This window comes from Pseudomonas sp. D8002 (assembly GCF_013385695.1).
GTDB lineage: Bacteria > Pseudomonadota > Gammaproteobacteria > Pseudomonadales > Pseudomonadaceae > Aquipseudomonas.
The window spans coordinates 338,419-357,646 of record NZ_JACAPM010000024.1 but is presented as its reverse complement, the minus strand read 5'-3'; the positions used below and the strand labels follow the sequence as shown (position 1 = coordinate 357,646).

The 19,228-nt window shown below is 60.2% G+C and carries 18 protein-coding genes; 10 read left to right on the top strand and 8 right to left on the bottom strand.

The window, feature by feature from the left end:
• The first annotated feature begins 83 nt into the window (after positions 1-83).
• From HX807_RS14525 to gcvH, 4 genes are all read left to right on the top strand, one after another.
• A complete protein-coding gene (locus HX807_RS14525) occupies positions 84-1,088 on the top strand; it encodes an extracellular solute-binding protein (RefSeq protein ID WP_003213942.1) in 1,005 nt (334 codons plus the stop codon).
• 197 nt (positions 1,089-1,285) lie between these two features.
• A complete protein-coding gene (locus HX807_RS14520) occupies positions 1,286-2,902 on the top strand; it encodes an iron ABC transporter permease (protein WP_177050307.1) in 1,617 nt (538 codons plus the stop codon).
• A 156-nt stretch (positions 2,903-3,058) separates the two neighbouring features.
• Complete coding sequence (gene gcvT, locus HX807_RS14515) at positions 3,059-4,141, top strand: glycine cleavage system aminomethyltransferase GcvT (protein ID WP_003213938.1); 1,083 nt, start codon at positions 3,059-3,061, stop codon at positions 4,139-4,141.
• Between the two features lie 51 nt (positions 4,142-4,192).
• A complete protein-coding gene (gcvH, locus tag HX807_RS14510) occupies positions 4,193-4,576 on the top strand; it encodes a glycine cleavage system protein GcvH (RefSeq protein ID WP_087693282.1) in 384 nt (127 codons plus the stop codon).
• A gap of 39 nt (positions 4,577-4,615) precedes the next feature.
• Here gcvH and HX807_RS14505 read toward each other — a convergent pair whose 3' ends face one another.
• The 7 genes from HX807_RS14505 to HX807_RS14475 form a co-directional block, all read right to left on the bottom strand.
• Complete coding sequence (locus tag HX807_RS14505; RefSeq protein WP_177050305.1) at positions 4,616-5,758, bottom strand: DegT/DnrJ/EryC1/StrS aminotransferase family protein; 1,143 nt, start codon at positions 5,756-5,758, stop codon at positions 4,616-4,618.
• A gap of 158 nt (positions 5,759-5,916) precedes the next feature.
• Entirely contained in the window at positions 5,917-6,588 is a 672-nt protein-coding gene (locus HX807_RS14500; protein WP_008438895.1) for an outer membrane protein, read from the bottom strand.
• 160 nt (positions 6,589-6,748) lie between these two features.
• A complete protein-coding gene (locus HX807_RS14495) occupies positions 6,749-7,066 on the bottom strand; it encodes a DUF2388 domain-containing protein (RefSeq protein WP_008438896.1) in 318 nt (105 codons plus the stop codon).
• A gap of 69 nt (positions 7,067-7,135) precedes the next feature.
• Positions 7,136-7,582 carry an NfeD family protein gene (locus HX807_RS14490; protein WP_008438897.1) on the bottom strand — a complete coding sequence of 149 codons (447 nt, stop codon included), beginning with the start codon at positions 7,580-7,582 and terminating at the stop codon, positions 7,136-7,138.
• Positions 7,583-7,592: 10 nt separating this feature from the next.
• Entirely contained in the window at positions 7,593-8,513 is a 921-nt protein-coding gene (locus HX807_RS14485) for an SPFH domain-containing protein (RefSeq protein WP_003213925.1), read from the bottom strand.
• A gap of 56 nt (positions 8,514-8,569) precedes the next feature.
• Positions 8,570-10,273 carry a GspE/PulE family protein gene (locus tag HX807_RS14480; protein WP_177050303.1) on the bottom strand — a complete coding sequence of 568 codons (1,704 nt, stop codon included), beginning with the start codon at positions 10,271-10,273 and terminating at the stop codon, positions 8,570-8,572.
• An 84-nt stretch (positions 10,274-10,357) separates the two neighbouring features.
• Positions 10,358-10,696, bottom strand: a complete 339-nt coding sequence (locus tag HX807_RS14475; RefSeq protein ID WP_102604088.1) for a hypothetical protein — start codon at positions 10,694-10,696, stop codon at positions 10,358-10,360.
• 127 nt (positions 10,697-10,823) lie between these two features.
• Here HX807_RS14475 and HX807_RS14470 point away from each other — a divergent pair, with 127 nt between their 5' ends.
• Positions 10,824-11,294, top strand: coding sequence for an Lrp/AsnC family transcriptional regulator (locus tag HX807_RS14470; protein ID WP_008438902.1), 471 nt, complete (start codon positions 10,824-10,826; stop codon positions 11,292-11,294).
• A gap of 56 nt (positions 11,295-11,350) precedes the next feature.
• Here HX807_RS14470 and HX807_RS14465 read toward each other — a convergent pair whose 3' ends face one another.
• Entirely contained in the window at positions 11,351-12,718 is a 1,368-nt protein-coding gene (locus HX807_RS14465; protein WP_177050301.1) for an inorganic triphosphatase, read from the bottom strand.
• 158 nt (positions 12,719-12,876) lie between these two features.
• Here HX807_RS14465 and argE point away from each other — a divergent pair, with 158 nt between their 5' ends.
• The 5 genes from argE to ssuE all read left to right on the top strand — a co-directional run bounded on the left by argE (position 12,877) and on the right by ssuE (position 19,220).
• On the top strand, positions 12,877-14,025 hold the full coding sequence (argE, locus tag HX807_RS14460) for an acetylornithine deacetylase (protein ID WP_003213916.1): 1,149 nt from the start codon (positions 12,877-12,879) through the stop codon (positions 14,023-14,025).
• A 136-nt stretch (positions 14,026-14,161) separates the two neighbouring features.
• Complete coding sequence (argA, locus tag HX807_RS14455; RefSeq protein WP_003213914.1) at positions 14,162-15,460, top strand: amino-acid N-acetyltransferase; 1,299 nt, start codon at positions 14,162-14,164, stop codon at positions 15,458-15,460.
• Between the two features lie 593 nt (positions 15,461-16,053).
• Positions 16,054-17,397, top strand: coding sequence for an OprD family porin (locus tag HX807_RS14450; protein ID WP_134327499.1), 1,344 nt, complete (start codon positions 16,054-16,056; stop codon positions 17,395-17,397).
• 273 nt (positions 17,398-17,670) lie between these two features.
• Positions 17,671-18,309 carry a peroxiredoxin gene (locus tag HX807_RS14445; RefSeq protein ID WP_003213910.1) on the top strand — a complete coding sequence of 213 codons (639 nt, stop codon included), beginning with the start codon at positions 17,671-17,673 and terminating at the stop codon, positions 18,307-18,309.
• 317 nt (positions 18,310-18,626) lie between these two features.
• Entirely contained in the window at positions 18,627-19,220 is a 594-nt protein-coding gene (gene ssuE / locus HX807_RS14440) for an NADPH-dependent FMN reductase (RefSeq protein ID WP_003213909.1), read from the top strand.
• Positions 19,221-19,228 lie beyond the last annotated feature (8 nt).

The window sequence follows — 19,228 nt, the reverse complement described above, 5'->3', positions numbered from 1 at the left end:
ACATCTGGTAACGGCTCCGTTGAGCGTTACCAAATGTGAGTCTTTATCATTTGCGCTCTTTTTGCAAATGAGAGACCGCACCCATGTTGGCACCCAAGCGCCTCCTGACTGCCCTGGCACTCACTCTTATCGGCAGCACCACCGTGCAGGCGGCCGATGAGGTCGTGGTCTACTCCTCGCGCATCGACGAACTGATCAAGCCGGTGTTCGACGCCTACACCAGGAAGACCGGCGTGCAGGTGAAGTTCATCACCGACAAGGAAGCGCCGCTGATGCAGCGCATCAAGGCCGAAGGTGAAAACGCCACCGCCGACCTGCTGCTCACCGTCGACGCCGGCAACCTCTGGCAGGCCGAGCAGATGGGCATCCTGCAGCCGTTCACCTCTGCGGTGATCGACAAGAATATTCCCCTTCAATACCGTTCTTCGGCCCATGCCTGGACCGGCCTGAGCCTGCGAGCGCGGACCATCGCCTACTCCACCGATCGCGTGAAACCGGGCGACCTGACCACCTACGAAGCCCTGGCCGACAAGCAGTGGGAAGGCCGCCTGTGCCTGCGCACCGCGAAGAAGGTCTACAACCAGTCGCTGACCGCCACCCTGATCGAAACCCACGGCGCGGCCAAGACCGAAGAAATCGTCAAGGGCTGGGTCAACAACCTGTCCACCGACGTGTTCTCCGATGACATTGCCGTGCTGGAAGCGATCAACGCCGGGCAGTGTGACGTGGGCATCGTGAACACCTACTACTACGGCCGCCTGCACAAGCAGAAGCCGGACCTGGCGGTGAAGTTGTTCTGGCCGAACCAGGGCGACCGCGGGGTGCACGTCAACCTGTCGGGCATCGGCCTGACCAAGCATGCACCGCACCCGGAAGCAGCCAAGGCGCTGGTGGAGTGGATGACCACGCCGGAAGCGCAGAAGATCTTTGCGGATGTGAATCAGGAGTTCCCGGCCAACCCGGCGGTGCCGCCGTCGGCGGAAGTGGCGACCTGGGGCAAGTTTGTGGCCGATACATTGCCGGTGGAAGTGGCGGGCAAGCGCCAGGCTGAGGCTATTCGCTTGATGGATCGCGCTGGCTGGAACTAGATACAATTTGCAAGGCGCCGCCGATCTAAATGTGGGGGCGGGTTTGTGTGGGAGCGGGCTTGCTCGCGAAGAGGGTGTATCAGTCACATATGCGTTGACTGACACGCCGCTTTCGCGAGCAAGCCCGCTCCCACACAAGCCCGCTCCCACATTGGTTAGCGCTGGCTTCAAGCTATTCATTCTCTGAGAATTAACCTTTGGCCCATCCCGCCCAACGCCGCTGGTACCTGCCGGTCTTCACCGTTGCCGCCCTGGTGCTGCTGCCGTTGAGCGTGCTGTTGCTGTCGTGGCAGACCATCGACCACCAGATCTGGTCCCACCTGTGGGAAACCCAGATGCCACGTCTGCTGGGCAACACCTTGACCCTGGTGCTGGGCGTCGGTGTGGGCGTTACGCTGCTGGGCGTCAGCCTGGCCTGGCTGACCAGCCTCTGCGAATTCCCCGGCCGGTGCTGGCTGGACTGGGCGTTGATGCTGCCCTTCGCGATTCCCGCCTATGTGCTCGCCTTCGTCTTCGTCGGCCTGCTGGACTTCTCCGGCCCGGTGCAAACCCTGCTGCGCGAATGGTTTGGTACAGGCTTGCGCCTGCCGCGTGTGCGCTCGACCAGCGGTGTGATCATCGTGCTGGTGCTGGTGTTCTACCCCTACGTTTATCTGCTGGCACGCACCGCGTTCCTCGCCCAGGGCAAAGGCCTGATGGAAGCGGCGCGTGTCTTGGGGCAGTCGCCGTGGCAAGCGTTCTGGCGGGTGGCCCTGCCCATGGCGCGTCCCGCCATCGGTGCGGGCGTGGCCCTCGCGCTGATGGAAACCCTGGCGGATTTCGGTGCCGTCTCGGTGTTCAACTTCGACACCTTTACCACCGCCATCTACAAGACCTGGTACGGCTTTTTCAGCCTCTCCAGTGCCGCGCAACTGGCCAGCCTGTTGCTGTTGGTGGTGATGCTGGTGCTGTACGGCGAGCGCCGCGCCCGGGGCGCCAGCCGGCCGAGCAACGAGCGACCTCGCGGCAAGGCGCTTTACCATCTGCGCGGGTTCAAGGCGGCGTTGGCCAGCGGTTGGTGCGGATTGGTGTTCGCCTGCGCGTTCGTGATCCCGATGCTGCAACTGGTGGCCTGGTTCTGGCAGCGTGGCCGTTTCGACCTGGACGAGCGCTACGCCGGTTTGATCGTCCATACCCTGTACCTGGGCGGTATGGCTGCCCTGATCACCGTCAGCGTGGCCCTGGTGCTGGCGTTCGCCCATCGCCTGGCGCCCACCCGGGCCATCCGCTCCGGCATCAGCCTGGCCAACGTAGGCTACGCGCTGCCCGGCTCGGTGCTGGCGGTGTCGATCATGTTGGCGTTCAGCTACCTGGATCGTGAACTGGTGATCCCGGTCTCCGGCTGGCTGGGGGGCGCCGGCAAACCGCTGTTACTGGGCAGTTTGTCGGCCTTGCTGCTGGCGTATCTGGTGCGCTTCATTGCGGTGGCCTACGGGCCGCTGGAAAACAGCCTGGCGCGAATCCGCCCGTCCTTGCCGGAAGCCGCCCGCAGTCTTGGGGTCAGCGGGCCGCGACTGTTTTGCAAAGTGTATCTGCCACTTTTGCTGCCGGGCACCCTGAGCGCGGCGCTGCTGGTGTTTGTCGATGTGCTCAAGGAAATGCCGGCGACCCTGCTGATGCGCCCGTTCGGCTGGGACACGCTGGCGGTGCGGATTTTCGAGATGACCAGCGAAGGGGAGTGGGCGCGGGCTTCGCTGCCGGCCCTGACCCTGGTATTGGTGGGGCTGTTACCGGTCATCGGGTTGATCCGACGTTCGGCGCGACGAATCGGTTAGGTGCCAGTCCTACGGCTTGAGGCTACAATGCGCGGCATTCGGTGCGGTCGATCTTTCAGATCGGGTTGCTGAACGCGGCTACAGGCCTTGTATTTCAAGGCGTGCGGCCCGAACGGCGACCGTCCGCACCTTCGCCACGCCCGGAAGGAGAAACCCATGGGACAGCGCACGCCTCTGTATGACCTGCATCTCGCCCTTGGCGCGAAAATGGTCGATTTTGGCGGTTGGGATATGCCTTTGCACTACGGCTCGCAGGTTGAGGAGCACCATCAGGTGCGACGCGACTGCGGGGTGTTCGATGTATCCCATATGACCGTGATCGATATCACAGGCCCCCAGGCCAAGGAATGGCTCCAGCATTTGCTGGCCAATGATGTTGACCGATTGCACGGCTGCGGCCGCGCGTTATACAGCGCCATGCTCAACGAGCAGGGCGGCGTGGTGGACGACATGATCGTCTACCGTACCGAGGGCGGTTACCGGCTGGTGGTCAACGCCGCCACCCGTGACCAGGACATGGCCTGGATGCAGGCTCGGCTCGGCAGCTATCAGGCCCAGCTCCGCGAGCGGCCCGAATTGGCCATGCTCGCCATTCAAGGCCCCCATGCCCGGCAAAAGATCGCTGAACTGGTGACCCAGTCCCGCGCCACCCTGATCCATCAGCTCAAGCCCTTTGAAGGCCTGGCTGACGGCGACTGGTTTATCGCGCGCACCGGTTACACCGGCGAAGACGGTCTTGAAATTGTCCTGCCGGCCGATCAGGCCCCGGCGTTCTTCAACGACCTGGTAGGCGCAGGCATTTCGCCCATCGGCCTCGGCGCCCGCGACACGCTGCGCCTCGAGGCCGGCATGAACCTTTACGGTCAGGATATTCACCAGGACGTCTCGCCCCTGGCAGCCAACATGGCCTGGAGCATCGCCTGGGAGCCGGCCGAGCGGGATTTCATCGGCCGCGCCGCCCTGGAAGCCGAAAAGGCTGCGGGTGTGAAGTCCAAGCTGGTCGGCCTGGTGCTGGAAGAGCGCGGGGTTTTACGCGCTCACCAGGTGGTTCGTATCGCCAATGTTGGCGAAGGAGAGATCACCAGTGGTAGTTTCTCTCCTACGCTAAGCAAATCCATTGCCCTGGCGCGTGTGCCGTCGGCGACTGCTGACCGGGCCGAGGTGGAAATCCGCGGCAAGTGGTACCCGGTTCGGGTGGTCAAACCGACGTTCGTGCGCCATGGCAAAACATTGATCTAACTTTTCCGGCGGGCCAATGGCCGCTGACATTTTTCCTTGAGGACACAGACTATGAGCGATATCCCTGCCGACCTGCGTTTTGCCGAAAGTCACGAATGGGCCCGTCTGGAAGCTGACGGCACCGTGACCGTCGGGATCTCGGACCATGCCCAGGAAGCATTGGGGGATGTAGTGTTCGTTGAGTTGACCGAAGTCGGCAACGTGTTCAAGGCGGCTGACCAGGCCGGCGTGGTTGAATCGGTGAAGGCCGCTTCGGATATCTACTCGCCAATTGCTGGCGAAGTGATCGCGGTGAACGACGCCTTGAGCGGTGAGCCAGAGCTGTTGAACTCCGACCCTTACGGCGCCTGGATCTTCAAGCTCAAGCCAAGCAACCCGGATGAACTGAAAAAATTGCTGGACGCTGCCGGCTACAAGGCTGCCATCGGCGAGTGATCCCGCTGCGGGAGCCGGCAATCGGCTCCCGCAAAGGTTTTATCCGCGTTTCAATACTGCTTTTACCGCCGCTACCGAACGCTCTACGTCCGCCTTCGTCATCGCCGTGAACATCGGCAACGACACAATCAAACGCCCCACTTTTTCCGCTACCGGGAACATGCCTTCCTTGAATCCCTGTGCCTTGTACAAGCTCAGCAGGTGGATCGGTGGGTAGTGATAGCCAATGCCGACGCCATGGGCCTGCATCTGCTCCATGAACGTGGCGCGTGCGGGCAGGCCGTCCTGACGCTCCGGCAGTACCAGCTGGAACAGGTGCCAGTTGCTGTTTTCGAAGTCTGCCGGTGGCAATTGCGCACCGTACTGCGCTTCAAAATCACTGCCGAAGCATTCGAAATAGTGACGCGCCAGTTCCTGGCGGTGGGCAGTGATCTTCTCGATATGGGCAAACTGGCCCAGGCCGATGGCTGCTGCGATGTCGGTCATGTTGAACTTGCCGCCCAACACATCCACGTCGAGGCCATCGAAGCCGGTGCGGGTCACGCCCTGCAGGCGATATTTTTCCGCCAGGCGCGCTTCTTCAGCGTTGTTCAATACCAGGCAGCCGCCTTCGGACGAGGTGATGTTCTTGTTCGCCTGGAAGCTGAACGATACGAAATCGCCGGTAGCGCCAATGCGTTGGCCATCCCAGCTGGAACCCAGGGCCTGGGCTGCATCTTCGACGATGCGCAGGTTGTACTTGTTGGCCAGCGCGTAGAGCAATGGCATGTCCAACGGCAGGCCCGCCAGGTATACCGGGATGATTGCCTTGGTGCGCGGTGTGATCGCGGCTTCTACCTGCGCCAGGTCGATATTGCGGGTCACCGGGTCGATGTCGGCGAACACCGGCGTGGCACCGACTTCCAGAATCACGTTGGCCGTGGCTACCCACGAAATCGGGGTGGTGATGACTTCGTCACCAGGCCCGATACCGGCGATGCGCAAGGCAATCTCCATGGTGCAGGTGCCCGAGTTGAAGGTACGCACCGGGCGCCCCCCAAAATATTCCGACAACTGCGCCTCGAACGCCTGCACTTTCGGCCCGCTGGTGATCCAGCCGGAGCGCAGTACGTCGCCTACCGCCGAGATGGTGGCTTCATCAATGGTGGGCTTGGAGAACGGCAGAAAGGGCAGTTGGCTCATGACGTTGAAGGCATCCGTTTCAGAAGGCGATGAGAAAAAAGCATATCAATGCCGGGCATGGTTGCACGGCTCGACTGAATATAGCCTGTCGTCTGTGAATGAATCGTCCCGCCTGAAACAAAAAATGCCGCCTCGGGAGCGGCATTTCAGCATCGGTGTCAGAAGGCAACGCGTGCCTCAAGAAACACGTTCTGCTCTTTGAGCTTGCCTTTGAGCTGTTCGTCCCGGGCGTTTATCCGATTGGCGAACGTGTTGTAGCCGGTCTCGATCCCGCCCATGTCCACGTAACGCCAGCCGGTACCCAGGGTCAGGGTTTCGCTGACCTTGGCATCCAGCCCCAGGCCAACGCTGTAGGCGAAGTTGTATTGGCGATTGCTGGCGAAACGGCGGGTGTCGTTGGTCTGGTAACCCTCGGCGTCAACCTGGGCCACGCCGACTCCCGCCATACCGTAGAACGACAGCCATTCATTGATCGGGATGTTTTTATAACCGTTGAGCATCAGGCGCTGGCTGTCGGTGCGCAGGCTGTTGACGTTGGCATTGAACGGTGCCCAATGGGATTTGAAGGTCGAGTGGCTGGGCATCGTGTATTCCCCCTCCAGGCGCCAGCCATCGGCAAAGGCATAGCCCACGGCGAATGAGCCGGTGAACGTCTTGCTGCTGTCGGGGGCTTCTACCCGGTGGGTTACGCGTGGGCTGGTCAGCAGTGAGCTTGAGAGATTCTGCCGGGCGCTGTTGAGCTTTGCCGACCCGTACCAGCTTTCTGCCTGGGCATAAGGCGTGGCAACCGCGGCGAGCAGCAGGGCGTAGGAGAGTTTTTGCATGGTCATCGATTCACTCAGTCTGAAGGGAATCGATAGCTTGTTGCCGGGCGCGCCTGCAACTCGACAGGACTTTTCCTGTTCAGATGCGGAATCGCCAGCGTCTGGCGTAGGAAGTCAGGGCAAAAAAATGCCGCTCTCGAGGAACGGCATTTTTTATGCGGCGGTATTACTCGGAAGCAATGGCGTTTTTTGCCAGGATTGCGTTCGCCAGGTCCATATCCGTGGCCTTGAGGCCAGGGTTATCGGCGCGGACTTTCTGCATCGCAGCTTCCAGGTATGGGCCACGGATGTTGCCGTCACTGGCGACGAAGCTACCGGCGTCGTCCTGGGCGGCGACTACCATTTTGTGGTCCTTGAAGGTCAGGTACGTCGAGCCGGTCGTGGCACCCGATGAGATGACATTACGCCAGAAGCTGTCGGCCATGGCTGAACCGACAGGAAGGGAAAGCACAGCGAGGGTTGCGACAGCATATTTTAGACGCATGATGGGTGACTCCGACTGGGTTATCTGAACAGTTTGATTGTAGATAGCCCAGCCGAGTTCCATGGATGACTAAACAGTTTCAACCTGCAAAATCACGCCTTCCTGACCAATGACACGTACGTGTGCCCCAGCCGGCGCGTCCGGCCCGGATGCCATCCACACACCGTCACCCACCTTGATCTTGCCACGGCCCTCGACGATGGCCTGATGCACCACAAAGGTGCGACCAATCAACTCGGAGCCGCGCATGTTCAGCCCCGGCTGGTCGCTGACCTTGGCGCTGCTGCGCTGGCGTCGCCACCAGTACACCGCCGTGAGGATCGACAACACGGCGAACAGCAGCAGTTGCCACTCCAGCCCCAGGCTCGGCACCAGGAACTTGATCACGCCCACGGCTGCCGCGGCGATGCCCATCCACAGCAGATAACCACCGGCACCGAACACTTCAAGGATCAACAGCACCGTGCCCAGTGCCAGCCAGTCCCAAAACGAAAGGTGCTGCAGGAATTCCCACATGGTGCGTGCCTCAGGCTTTCTTGTTGTCGAAGGTTGCCTTGACGATTTCGCCGATGCCGCCGACTGCGCCAATCACCTGGCTGGCTTCCAGCGGCATCAGGATCACCTTGCTGTTGTTGGCCGAGGCCAGCTTGCCCAGTGCGTCGATGTATTTCTGGGCGACGAAGTAGTTGATGGCCTGCACGTTACCGGTGGCGATGGCTTCCGATACCACTTGAGTGGCGCGGGCTTCGGCCTCGGCCTGACGTTCGCGGGCTTCGGATTCCAGGAAGGCGGCCTGACGACCACCTTCGGCCTCCAGGATCTGCGCCTGCTTCTTGCCTTCGGCGGTCAGGATCGCGGAGGCTCGCAGGCCTTCGGCCTCGAGGATCTGCGCACGCTTGATCCGCTCGGCCTTCATCTGGCCGGACATGGCGGCCATCAGGTCGGCAGGCGGGCTGATGTCCTTGATCTCGATCCGGGTGATCTTGATGCCCCACGGTGCGGTGGCTTCGTCGACGGTGCGCAGCAGTTTTTCGTTGATGCCGTCACGCTGGCTGAGCATCGCATCCAGCTCCATGGAGCCGAGCACGGTACGGATGTTGGTTTGCAGCAGGTTGCGGATGGCGTGTTCGAGGTTGTTCACCTCGTAGGCAGCCTGGGCGGTATTGACCACCTGGAAGAAGCACACGGCGTCGATCTGCACCGTGGCGTTGTCAGCGGTGATGACTTCCTGGGGTGGGATATCCAGCACGCTTTCCATCACGTTGATCTTGCGACCGATGCGGTCCATGACCGGAATGATGATGTTCAGGCCGGGCTTGAGGGTGTTGGTGTAGCGGCCGAAGCGCTCGACTGTCCATTGGTAACCCTGCGGGACCACCTTGAAACCCATGAAGAGGATGGCGACGGCCAAGCCTACAAAAAGAAGCAGTACGGTTCCGATCTGCATAACGATTCCTTGTCTGGTGACGGTGAAGCGAGGTTTTTCCGATTGTAACGGTGTTGTCACGGATAAGGACGGATTACCGCGCCATCGATCAAAGGATTTGTTTCTGAATCCCCAGGCGTCACTCGCAGTACCTCTTCAAGTGTTGTCAGTCCTGCCATTACCTTGCGCATACCGGCGGACCGCAAGCTGCACATTCCCTGGTCAAGGGCCGCCAGACGCAGGGCCTGGAGGTCGGTGCCCGGGCTGACCAGGGCCTTGAGGCGATCGTTCATCAGCATGATCTCGTAGACCCCGGCTCGACCCCGATAGCCACTTTCCCGGCACTCGCCGCAACCCACTGCCTGATGGACCTGCCCGGCTTGCCGCTTGCAGTGCGGGCACAACAGCCTGACCAGGCGCTGGGCCATCACCCCCAGCAGCGTGGCATTGATCAGGTAATAGGGAATGCCCAGTTCCAGCAAGCGGCTGATGGCGCCGGGCGCATCGTTGGTGTGCAACGTCGACAGCACCAGATGCCCGGTCAGGGCGGCCTGGATCGCCATTTCTGCGGTTTCCAGGTCGCGAATCTCGCCGATCATGATGATGTCCGGGTCCTGGCGCATCAGGGCGCGGATGCCGCTGGCGAAGGTCAGGTCGATGTTGTGCTGCACCTGCATCTGGTTGAAGGCCGGCTCCACCATCTCGATCGGGTCTTCGACGGTGCACAGGTTGACCTCGCGAGTGGCCAGTTGCTTGAGCGTGGTGTACAGCGTGCTGGTCTTGCCGGAACCGGTAGGGCCGGTGACCAGGATGATGCCGTTGGCCTGGCCGGTCATGGATTGCCAGCGTTGCAGGTCGTCGCTGGAAAGTCCCAGTTGCTGGAAATCCTTGTGCAGCACCTGCGGGTCAAAAATTCGCATCACCAGCTTTTCGCCGAAGGCTATGGGCAAGGTTGACAGGCGCAGCTCCACTTCCCCGCCCGTGGGGCTTTTGGTCTTCACCCGGCCGTCCTGGGGTTTGCGTTTTTCCGCCACGTTCATCCGGCCCAGGCTTTTCAGGCGGCTGACCACCGCCATCGTCACCTGGGATGGGAATTGATAGACGTCATGCAGCAGCCCGTCGATGCGAAAACGCACGCGCCCCTGATCGCGTCCGGGTTCGATATGGATATCACTGGCCCGCTGGCCAAAGGCGTACTGCAACAGCCAGTCGACGATGTTGACGATGTGCGCGTCGTCGGCGTCGGGCTCCTGGTCGCTGGCGCCGAGATTGAGCAGTTGTTCGATATTCGGCGCGCCGGAGGTTTTTTGATCAATGGCGCCGCTGACCGATTTCGCCAGTCGGTAAAACTCCACGGTGCAGCGCTGGATCTCCTGGGGATTGGCCAGCACCCGCTTGATGGAGCGCTTCAACACCTGAGCCAGGCCGGCTTCCCAACTGCACACGTAAGGCTGGGCACTGGCGACGGTAACGCTGTGGGCGTCGACCGCAACGGCCAGGATCTTGTGGCGCTGGGCAAAGGCATAGGACATCAGCGGCACCACCGCCGCGACGTCGATTTTCAACGGGTCGATACGCAGGTAGGGCTGGCCGCAGTGGCGGGCGAGCCATTCGGTCAGCATTTCCAGAGACGGCCCCTGGCTGGCAATGCATTCCAGGGGATGCAGCCCACTGTTCGCCGGTAGAGCCAGGTCGGCGGGCACCAGGCCCTGGTCGATCAGGGCAGGCAACAACTGATGGGTTTCCAGCCAGCGATCCTGCGGATTTGGCGCAACGGACATGGTGACGTTCCTGGGCAACGATTAGGCGTAGTCCTCAGGCTAGTCACGCTTTGCGCTTCGGCCTCCGGGGTTTATTGCAGGCTTTTACTGAGCGGCCGCCTGGACCGCCAGAGGCCGCGCAGCATCTGCCGGGCGCAGCTCCAGCGAGCACACACTGATCAGGTTACGAAGTTTTTCGCCGATCACCTGGGCCCGGTGCCAGCTCAGGCCATCCATCACGATATCGATCGCCAGCAGGTCGTCTTCACGCTGCACGCTCACCTGACGTGGCACCAGGAACTGCAGGGCAAAATAGTTGAGCACCCGGCACAACACGTCGGGTTCAGCCTCGGCGAGGATTTGATAGTGCGCCTGGCAGTGGGCATTGCTGACGGCCCAGGCGTCAACGCGTTGGGCGGGGTGGGAGGCTTCGACGACGTGCATGATGATTCTCCGGATTCGACTGGAGAAATTTTTGCATTCGTCGCGGGAGATTTCTTATCTAAAACAGCCTGTATTGGCTTATAAGAGAATCATGTAATTCTTTAAATCATGATTAATGGGTATTTCTATGCACGCTGAATTGGACGTGTACGACCGGCGCATTCTCGCGCTGTTGCAGGAAGACGCTTCGCTCTCCAGCGCGCAGATCGCCGAAAAGGTCGGCCTGTCGCAGTCGCCGTGCTGGCGCCGGATTCAGCGGCTGAAAGAGGAGGGTGTGATTCGCGGCCAGGTCACCCTGCTGGATCGCAAGAAAATCGGCCTTAATACGCAGATTTTTGCCGAGGTGAAACTCAACGCCCACGGCCGTTCCAACTTCACTGAATTCACCGAGGCGATTCGCGGTTTTCCGGAAGTGTTGGAATGTTATGTGCTGATGGGGGCGGTGGACTTTTTACTGCGGATCGTCACGTCGGACATCGAGGCGTATGAGCGGTTTTTCTTTGAGAAGCTGTCGATGGTGCCGGGGATTCAGGAGGTCAACTCGATAGTGGCCTTGTCGGAGATCAAGTCCACCACGAGTTTGCCGGTGTTGCGCTGATAGTTGTCTTGGCCTGATTTTAGTGAAGAGGGAGCAAGCTCCCTCGCCACAAGGTTTTACAGGCGCAGCAGGGTTTTCCAGGCGCGATTCTGATACACCGCAATCGCCTGATGCATCCGCGCATCCAGCGACTCATCGGTGATCGGCTGGTTGGCCAGGTGCGCCAGCTTGTTCAGCTCGCCATACAAACGGTCCAGCTCGGCGATATCCAGCACCTGGCGTGCATGGTGCAGCCAGGCCAGGATGCGTTCGATACGCGGCAGTTGCTCGGCCAGGTCTTCCGGCTGTTGCTGGTAGCGCGGCAGTTGCAGGGCAACGGCGTCATCGGCCAGCAGGCGCGGCAGCCAGTTGGCCAGCTGTGCAGCGCCCTGGCGATTGCCACGCACGTTGCGATCCGCGGCCCAGGTGCGGGCCAGCAGCCAGCGGGAAGTGGTCAGGGAGAACAAACCCCAGCGCACGTCTTCCAGTTCTTCGGCGAACTGCTCCGGCGCGGCCTTGCGGATGTCTTCATCGTCGTCACCGGCCTGGACCAGCGGACGCCAGTCTTCCAGCAAGGCGTCCAGTGCGGCGCGCAATTCGCTGGTGGACTGACGCGGTGCGGCCTGGCCGAGGCTGCCGAGCAGGGCCCGCAGTTCGCCGAGGTTTTCCACCCAGTCCTGCAGCAGGCGCCAGTGGCCGTTGAAACGGTATTGCTCGGCCAGGCGCTGGCTGCTGCCCAACAGATGCCACATGACGGCAGCAAATGCGTCGTCCAGCGGCATTTCGGCGTGCAGCAGCGGTGCCGGCAGGCTCAGGGAGTAGCTGCTGGCGTCGAACAGGCGATAGCCACGCTCGGCCTTGCTGATATCGCACGGCATCAGCGCCAGGGTCGCGGCCAGTTCAGCGGCCAGCTCCAGCAGGGCGGCCGGGTCGCCTTCGCGCAGTTCCAGTTCCAGCTCGCAGATTTCTTCTTTCTGCTTGCCGGCAACCACGTGGCCCAGGTCCAGGGCGGCTTCGATCACCACCTTGGCCTTGCCGCGGCCCCAGGCGATTTCAGCGCGTTCGCGGACGAAATCGGTGGTGAAGATCGGCTTGAGGGTCTTTTTGTCCAGCTCGGCCAGTTGCTCGGGCCAGCATTCGCCGTCGAGTTTCTTCACGTCGAGCTTGGCTTTGGCCAGGTCCCAGTTGTACTCATTGCGTTCCGACAAGCCGGCGACGCTCTGGCCACGGGTCTTGAGGGTCTGGATCACTTCGTCGCCGTCTTTGCGCAGGCGCAGGGCCACTTTGGCCTGGGCCAGGTCGCGTTCCGGGGTGTCGAAGTACTGGTTCATCAACTCACGGCGTTCCCAGCCACTTTTGTTGCGTTTTTTCAGTAACGGGTGCTCACGCAGCGCGGCGAGGGTTTCGCGGCTGACACGGAGCTTGATTTCGGTTTCTTTCTGCATGGCCGGAAAATCCAGGATCGGGAGCGCAGCCGGGGAAAAGAGTGGCTGCCAAGGTCGTGCAGTGTACAGGACTGAGCCCGGCAACGTGCCGCAACGGTTTATTGTGTCACTCAGATAGCTCTATGATGGGGTTCGTCCGGGAAGTTGAGAGACAGCGCATGCCTTTACCGTCCATGAAAGAACAATTCGCCGCGCTGATTGCCGCGCCTTCGGTCAGTTGTACCCAGGCCTCTCTCGACCAATCCAACCGCCCGGTCATCGATTTGCTCGCCACCTGGCTGGCAGACCTGGGCTTTGCCTGCGACATCCAGCAGGTCAGCCCAGGCAAATTCAACCTGTTGGCCAGTTTCGGCACCGGCCCTGGCGGCCTGGTGCTGGCGGGCCACAGTGACACCGTGCCGTACGACGGCGCCCTATGGCAGACCGATCCGCTCAAGCTGACGGAAGTCGACGGCCGCTGGGTAGGACTGGGCAGCTGTGACATGAAGGGCTTTTTCGCCCTGGTGATCGAAGCCGTCCAGCCGCTGCTCGACCAGCCTTTCAAGCAGCCGCTGCTGATTCTTGCTACCTGCGATGAAGAAAGCTCCATGGCCGGTGCTCGTGCACTGGCCGAGGCGGGTCGTCCCTTGGGCCGTGCGGCGGTGATCGGTGAACCCACCGGCCTCAAGCCCATCCGCTTGCACAAGGGCGTAATGATGGAGCGCATCGATATCCTCGGGCGCAGCGGCCATTCGTCGGACCCAAGCCTGGGCCACAGTGCCCTCGAAGCTATGCACGACGCCATTGGCGAACTGCGTGGCCTGCGCCTGGCCTGGCAGCGCGAATACCGCAATCCGCAGTTCAGCGTGCCGCAGCCGACCATGAACTTCGGCTGCATCCACGGTGGCGACAACCCCAACCGCATCTGCGGCCAATGCTCCCTGGAATTCGACCTGCGGCCCCTGCCGGGCATGGATCCCCAGGTGCTGCGCGCTGCCATCCGGCAGAAGCTTGAACCCTTGGCCGAGCGCCATCAGGTGAAGATCGACTATGCGCCGCTGTTCCCCGAAGTGCCGCCGTTCGAGCAGGCCGAGGATGCAGAGTTGGTGCGGGTAGCTGAACGACTTACCGGTCATCGCGCCGAAGCAGTGGCGTTCGGCACCGAAGCGCCTTATCTTCAGCGCCTTGGTTGCGAGACCCTGGTGCTTGGCCCTGGCGATATCGCCTGCGCCCACCAGCCAGGCGAGTACCTTGAAATGTCACGCTTGACGCCTACAGTGCGTCTATTGCGTGAACTGATTCAACATTACTGCCTGACACCTGCATAAATTAACCCCTGCCCATCCGTACATAGAAGGAGAGCGAGCGTGTCGCCAAGCCTGTTCCGACGATAACCAACAGCCCGCTGTGCGTTTTTGCGATTCATCCTTTTTTGGCTGCTTTTTATTACAGGCCCAGGTTTTTATGCCCGAATACGTCAATTGGCTTCGTCACGCTTCGCCTTACATCAATGCCCACCGGGATTGCACTTTTGTCGTCATGCTGCCGGGCGATGGTGTAGAGCACCCGAACTTCGGCAATATCGTCCACGACCTGGTGCTGCTCCACAGCCTGGGCGTGCGACTGGTGCTGGTCCACGGTTCGCGCCCGCAAATTGAAACCCGCCTCGCCGCCCGCGGCCTGACCCCGGCTTACCACGAAGGCTTGCGCATCACCGATGCCGCAACCCTGGAGTGCGTGATCGATGCGGTCGGCCATCTGCGCATTGCTATCGAAGCGCGCTTGTCCATGGACATGGCCTCTTCGCCGATGCAGGGCTCGCGCCTGCGGGTGGCCAGCGGCAACCTGGTGACGGCGCGCCCGATCGGTGTGCTTGAAGGCGTCGACTATCACCACACCGGCGAAGTGCGCCGGGTCGACCGCAAGGGCATCAACCGCCTGCTGGACGAGCGCTCCATCGTGCTGCTGTCGCCGCTGGGCTACTCGCCTACCGGCGAAATCTTCAACCTCGCCTGTGAAGACGTCGCCACCCGCGCGGCCATCGACCTGGGCGCGGACAAGTTGCTGCTGTTCGGTGCCGATCTCGGCCTGATCGACGAGCACGGCCGCCTGGTGCGTGAATTGCGGCCGCAACAGGTGCCCGCGCACCTGCAACGCCTGGGCAACAACTACCAGGCCGAATTGCTGGACGCGGCCGCCGAGGCTTGCCGTGGCGGCGTAGGGCGCAGCCACATTGTCAGTTATGCCGAAGATGGTGCCTTGCTGACCGAGCTGTTCACCCGGGACGGCGGCGGTACGCTGGTGGCCCAGGAACAGTTCGAACTGGTGCGCGAAGCGGCGATTGAAGACGTCGGCGGGTTGCTGGACCTGATCAGCCCGCTGGAAGAGCAGGGGATTCTGGTGCGCCGTTCCCGTGAAGTGCTGGAGCGGGAAATCGAGCAGTTCAGCGTGGTGGAACGTGAAGGCATGATCATCGCCTGTGCGGCGCTGTATCAGATCGCCGACTCCGACGCAGGGGAGCTGGCGTGCCTGGCCGTGAACCCGGAGTACCGCCATGGCGGTCGCGGTGACGAACTGCTGGAGCGCATCGAGACCCGTGCCCGGGCCCAGGGTTTGAAGACGCTCTTCGTGCTGACGACCCGTACCGCCCACTGGTTCCGCGAACGTGGTTTTGTGCCGAGCACGGTGGATCGCCTGCCGTCGGCGCGGGCGTCGTTATACAACTATCAGCGTAATTCGAAGATTTTCGAAAAGGCGTTGTAAGCCTGAAGGGGCGAGGGGGCAATCCTCTCGCCTGTCACTTCGGCGAGTCATGCTCCTCGGCGGATGCATCGGCCCTGAACACAGGGTTTGCCGATTTATACACATAACTGACATCAAAGTGACATTATCACCGGGTACGGTGAGGTGGATTGTTGGGACGGCAGAAAAGTTTCATCGATACAAAAACTGTAACAAATTGACGGAATGATGTGCGTTTGGCCATGATGGCGTCGCGTTTTTGATCGTGAGTGACGTATGACCCCGTTTGGTCAACACAAAACGATCTAAAAAAGCGCAAAGACATACTCTTTCGGAAAACGCTTATGGAGCGGCATCGCCTGTCGGCTTGACCGTCCCATGGAAAGCGTTATTCCTGAATGGTATGAAAAAGGACGAAACAATTCTTTTTGGGTGTATGAAAAACTCATTACCCTGCAAGGACCAAATTAACTGCGGTTAGACGAAAGTAGTAGACACACAAGGTTACGATTGACTTGTCAGTCACTATCCGGTGCTAATCGCGCATCTGTGGATCGAGGGCGTCAGACCCGAGACCTAAGAAATACAAAAATTAGAAATGAGAGGAGCGGTACATGAAGAAGTCGACATTGGCGTTGGCTGTGACCCTGGGTGCAATCGCCCAGCAAGCAGGCGCCGCAGGTTTTATCGAAGACAGCAAGGCAACACTGGGTCTGCGTAACTTCTACATCAACACGGATAACCGTGATGGTGCTCCAACATCCAGCAGCCGCAGCAAAAACGCCGAATGGGGCCAAGGCTTCGATCTGCGTTTCATCTCGGGTTTCACCCAAGGCACTGTTCAGTTCGGTGTTGACGCTATTGGCCTGTATGGCCTGCGTCTGGACTCCAGCCGCGCAAATCACGGTAACTACAGCGGCACCGCTTCGGGCGGCACTGTGTTCCCGAGCGACGGCAATAAGGCAGTCAATGATTTCGCCAGCCTGGGTGTGACCGGCAAGGTCAAAATCTCCCAGACCGTGGCAAAATTGGGCACCCTGCAGCCAAACAACCCGGTGATCAAGACCAACGACGGTCGCCTGTTGCCTCAGACCTTCCAGGGCGGCGAGATCGTTTCTAACGAAATCAAAGACTTGACTCTGACTGCTGGCCAAATCGAGTCCGCCAAGGGCCGTAACTCCAGCAACAACGAAAACCTGTCGATTGCTGGCGCGAACAAAAGCTCCAACTATGACACCGGCAAATTCAGCAACAAGTTCTACTACGCCGGTGCTGACTACAAGATCACCAAGGATCTGACCGCTTCGTACTACTTTGGCGAGCTGAAAGACTTCTACTCCCAGAACTTCCTGGGTCTGGTACACAACTGGGCAATCGGCCCGGGCGTGCTGAAAAGCGACCTGCGTTACTACCGCAGCCGCGATAATGGCGCGAATGCCAATACCGCTGGCTACTACACCTCGGGTTACTACACCGACGGTGCCCGCCCTGCGACCAGCGGCAAGGTTGACAACGACCTGTACAGCTACCTGGCGCTGTATTCGGTTAACGGCCACACTTTTGGTGGCGGTTACCAGTACACCAAGGGCGACAGTGACTTCCCTTGGCTGAACCAAGGTGACGGTTCGTCGAACAGCACCACCACCGACATGCAAATCCAGAAATTTGCCCGTGCTGGCGAACGCACCTGGCAAGCTCGTTACGCGTATGACTTCGCCAAGGTCGGCCTGCCAGGCCTGACCGCTGGTGTTGTCTACCTCAAGGGCAGCAACATCCAGACTACCACCGGTGACAAAACCGAGTGGGAGCGCGACTTGACTCTGGCTTACGTTGTTCCAGAAGGCCCGCTGAAAAACCTCGGCGTTGCGTGGAAAAACGCAATGTGGCGCACCGATGTTGCGACTCGTGACCAGGACGAAAACCGCCTGATCGTCAGCTACTCGATCCCGCTGTTGTAAGAGCGTAAAACCTTGCCCGGCGCAATGCCGGGCAGGGTGCTTTACTTTTCAAGCCGGGCTCAACCCCCGCAAGCCCGTCCTGAACCCCTCTTTGTACAGCGTCTCAAGGCCTTCTCGAACCTTGAAGCGGATGTTGATCCACGCCCGTTGCCAAGTCCAATGAACAGATTTTTAATATTCCTTTATCGTCTAGATAAATCGATATTTATTCTTTTTAAATAATCCGCGACACAGGCACAGTGGGCTCCATAAGTACTCATCAGGAGCCACACCATGAGCCTCAGACTGGGCGACATCGCCCCCGACTTTGAACAGGATTCCAGCGCCGGCAAGATTCGCTTCCACGAGTGGCTGGGCGATAGCTGGGGCGTGCTGTTTTCCCACCCGGCGGACTTCACCCCGGTGTGCACCACCGAGCTGGGTTTCACCGCCAAGCTCAAGGATGAATTCGCCAAGCGGGGCGTCAAGGCCATTGCGCTGTCGGTGGACCCGGTGGACTCCCACCACAAGTGGATCGAAGACATCAACGAAACCCAGAACACCATCGTCAACTTCCCGATCCTGGCCGACGCTGACCGCAAGGTCTCCGACCTGTACGACCTGATCCACCCGAATGCCAGTGACACCCTTACCGTGCGTTCGCTGTTCGTGATTGATCCGAACAAAAAGATTCGCCTGACCATCACCTACCCGGCCAGCACCGGTCGCAACTTCCACGAAATCCTGCGGGTGATCGACTCGCTGCAACTGACCGACAACCACAAAGTCGCGACCCCGGCCAACTGGCAGGACGGTGACGAAGTGGTGATCGTGCCGTCGCTCAAGGACGAGGAAGAGATCAAGAAACGCTTTCCGAAGGGTTACCGGGCGGTGAAGCCGTACCTGCGGCTCACCCCTCAACCGAATCGCTGACACACAACCACATGTGGGAGCGGGCTTGCTCGCGAATGCGCACTGTCAGTTGATGCATCTTTGAATGACACACCGCTTTCGCGAGCAAGCCCGCTCCCACACTTGCGCGCATTTCAAGTCTCACATAGCAGGGGTTTTAAGGCCGTTTCGACGGCCTTTTTTTATGCCTGCGATTTAGTCGGCAGCATATGCATTTAAAGAATAAACAAATGAAAAAATAAGATTTATAGATATATAAATTGGCTGATATGGTCTGTCCCATCTTGGCGCCATCGCCACATAGCGAACCGCCGACACTTTCCAAAGGAATTTCCTACATGCTGGTCGTAACACTTGGTGGTAGCCCCAGCCAACGTTCCCGGTCCGGGGTCTTGCTGGATCACACCCGCAACTGGTTGCAGCAACAAGGCGTGGAAGTGGTGAGTTATCAGATACGGGACTTCCCGGCCGAAGACTTGCTGCACGCGCGGTTCGATAGCCCGAAAATCATCGACCTGTTGCAGCAAGTGGCGAACGCCGATGGCCTGGTGATCGCCACGCCGGTGTACAAGGCTTCGTTTTCCGGCGCGCTGAAAACCATCCTCGACCTGCTGCCTGAACGCGCCCTGGCCCACAAAATAGTGTTGCCGATGGCCACCGGCGGCAGCATCGCCCACATGCTCGCGGTGGACTACGCGCTGAAGCCGGTGCTGTCGGCATTGAAAGCCCAGGAATTGCTCCACGGGATTTTCGCCGAAGACAGCCAGATCGCCTACGGCGAAGGCAGCGCCCAGGCGCAACTGGTGCCGGTGCTGGAACAACGCTTGAGCGAGGCCCTGGAGACGTTCTACAGCGCCATGGCCCGCCGCCCGAAACCCCTTGATCCCAATGTGTTGAATGAACGTTTGTTGAGTGCTCGCTGGAGCATTTAAGCCTCACC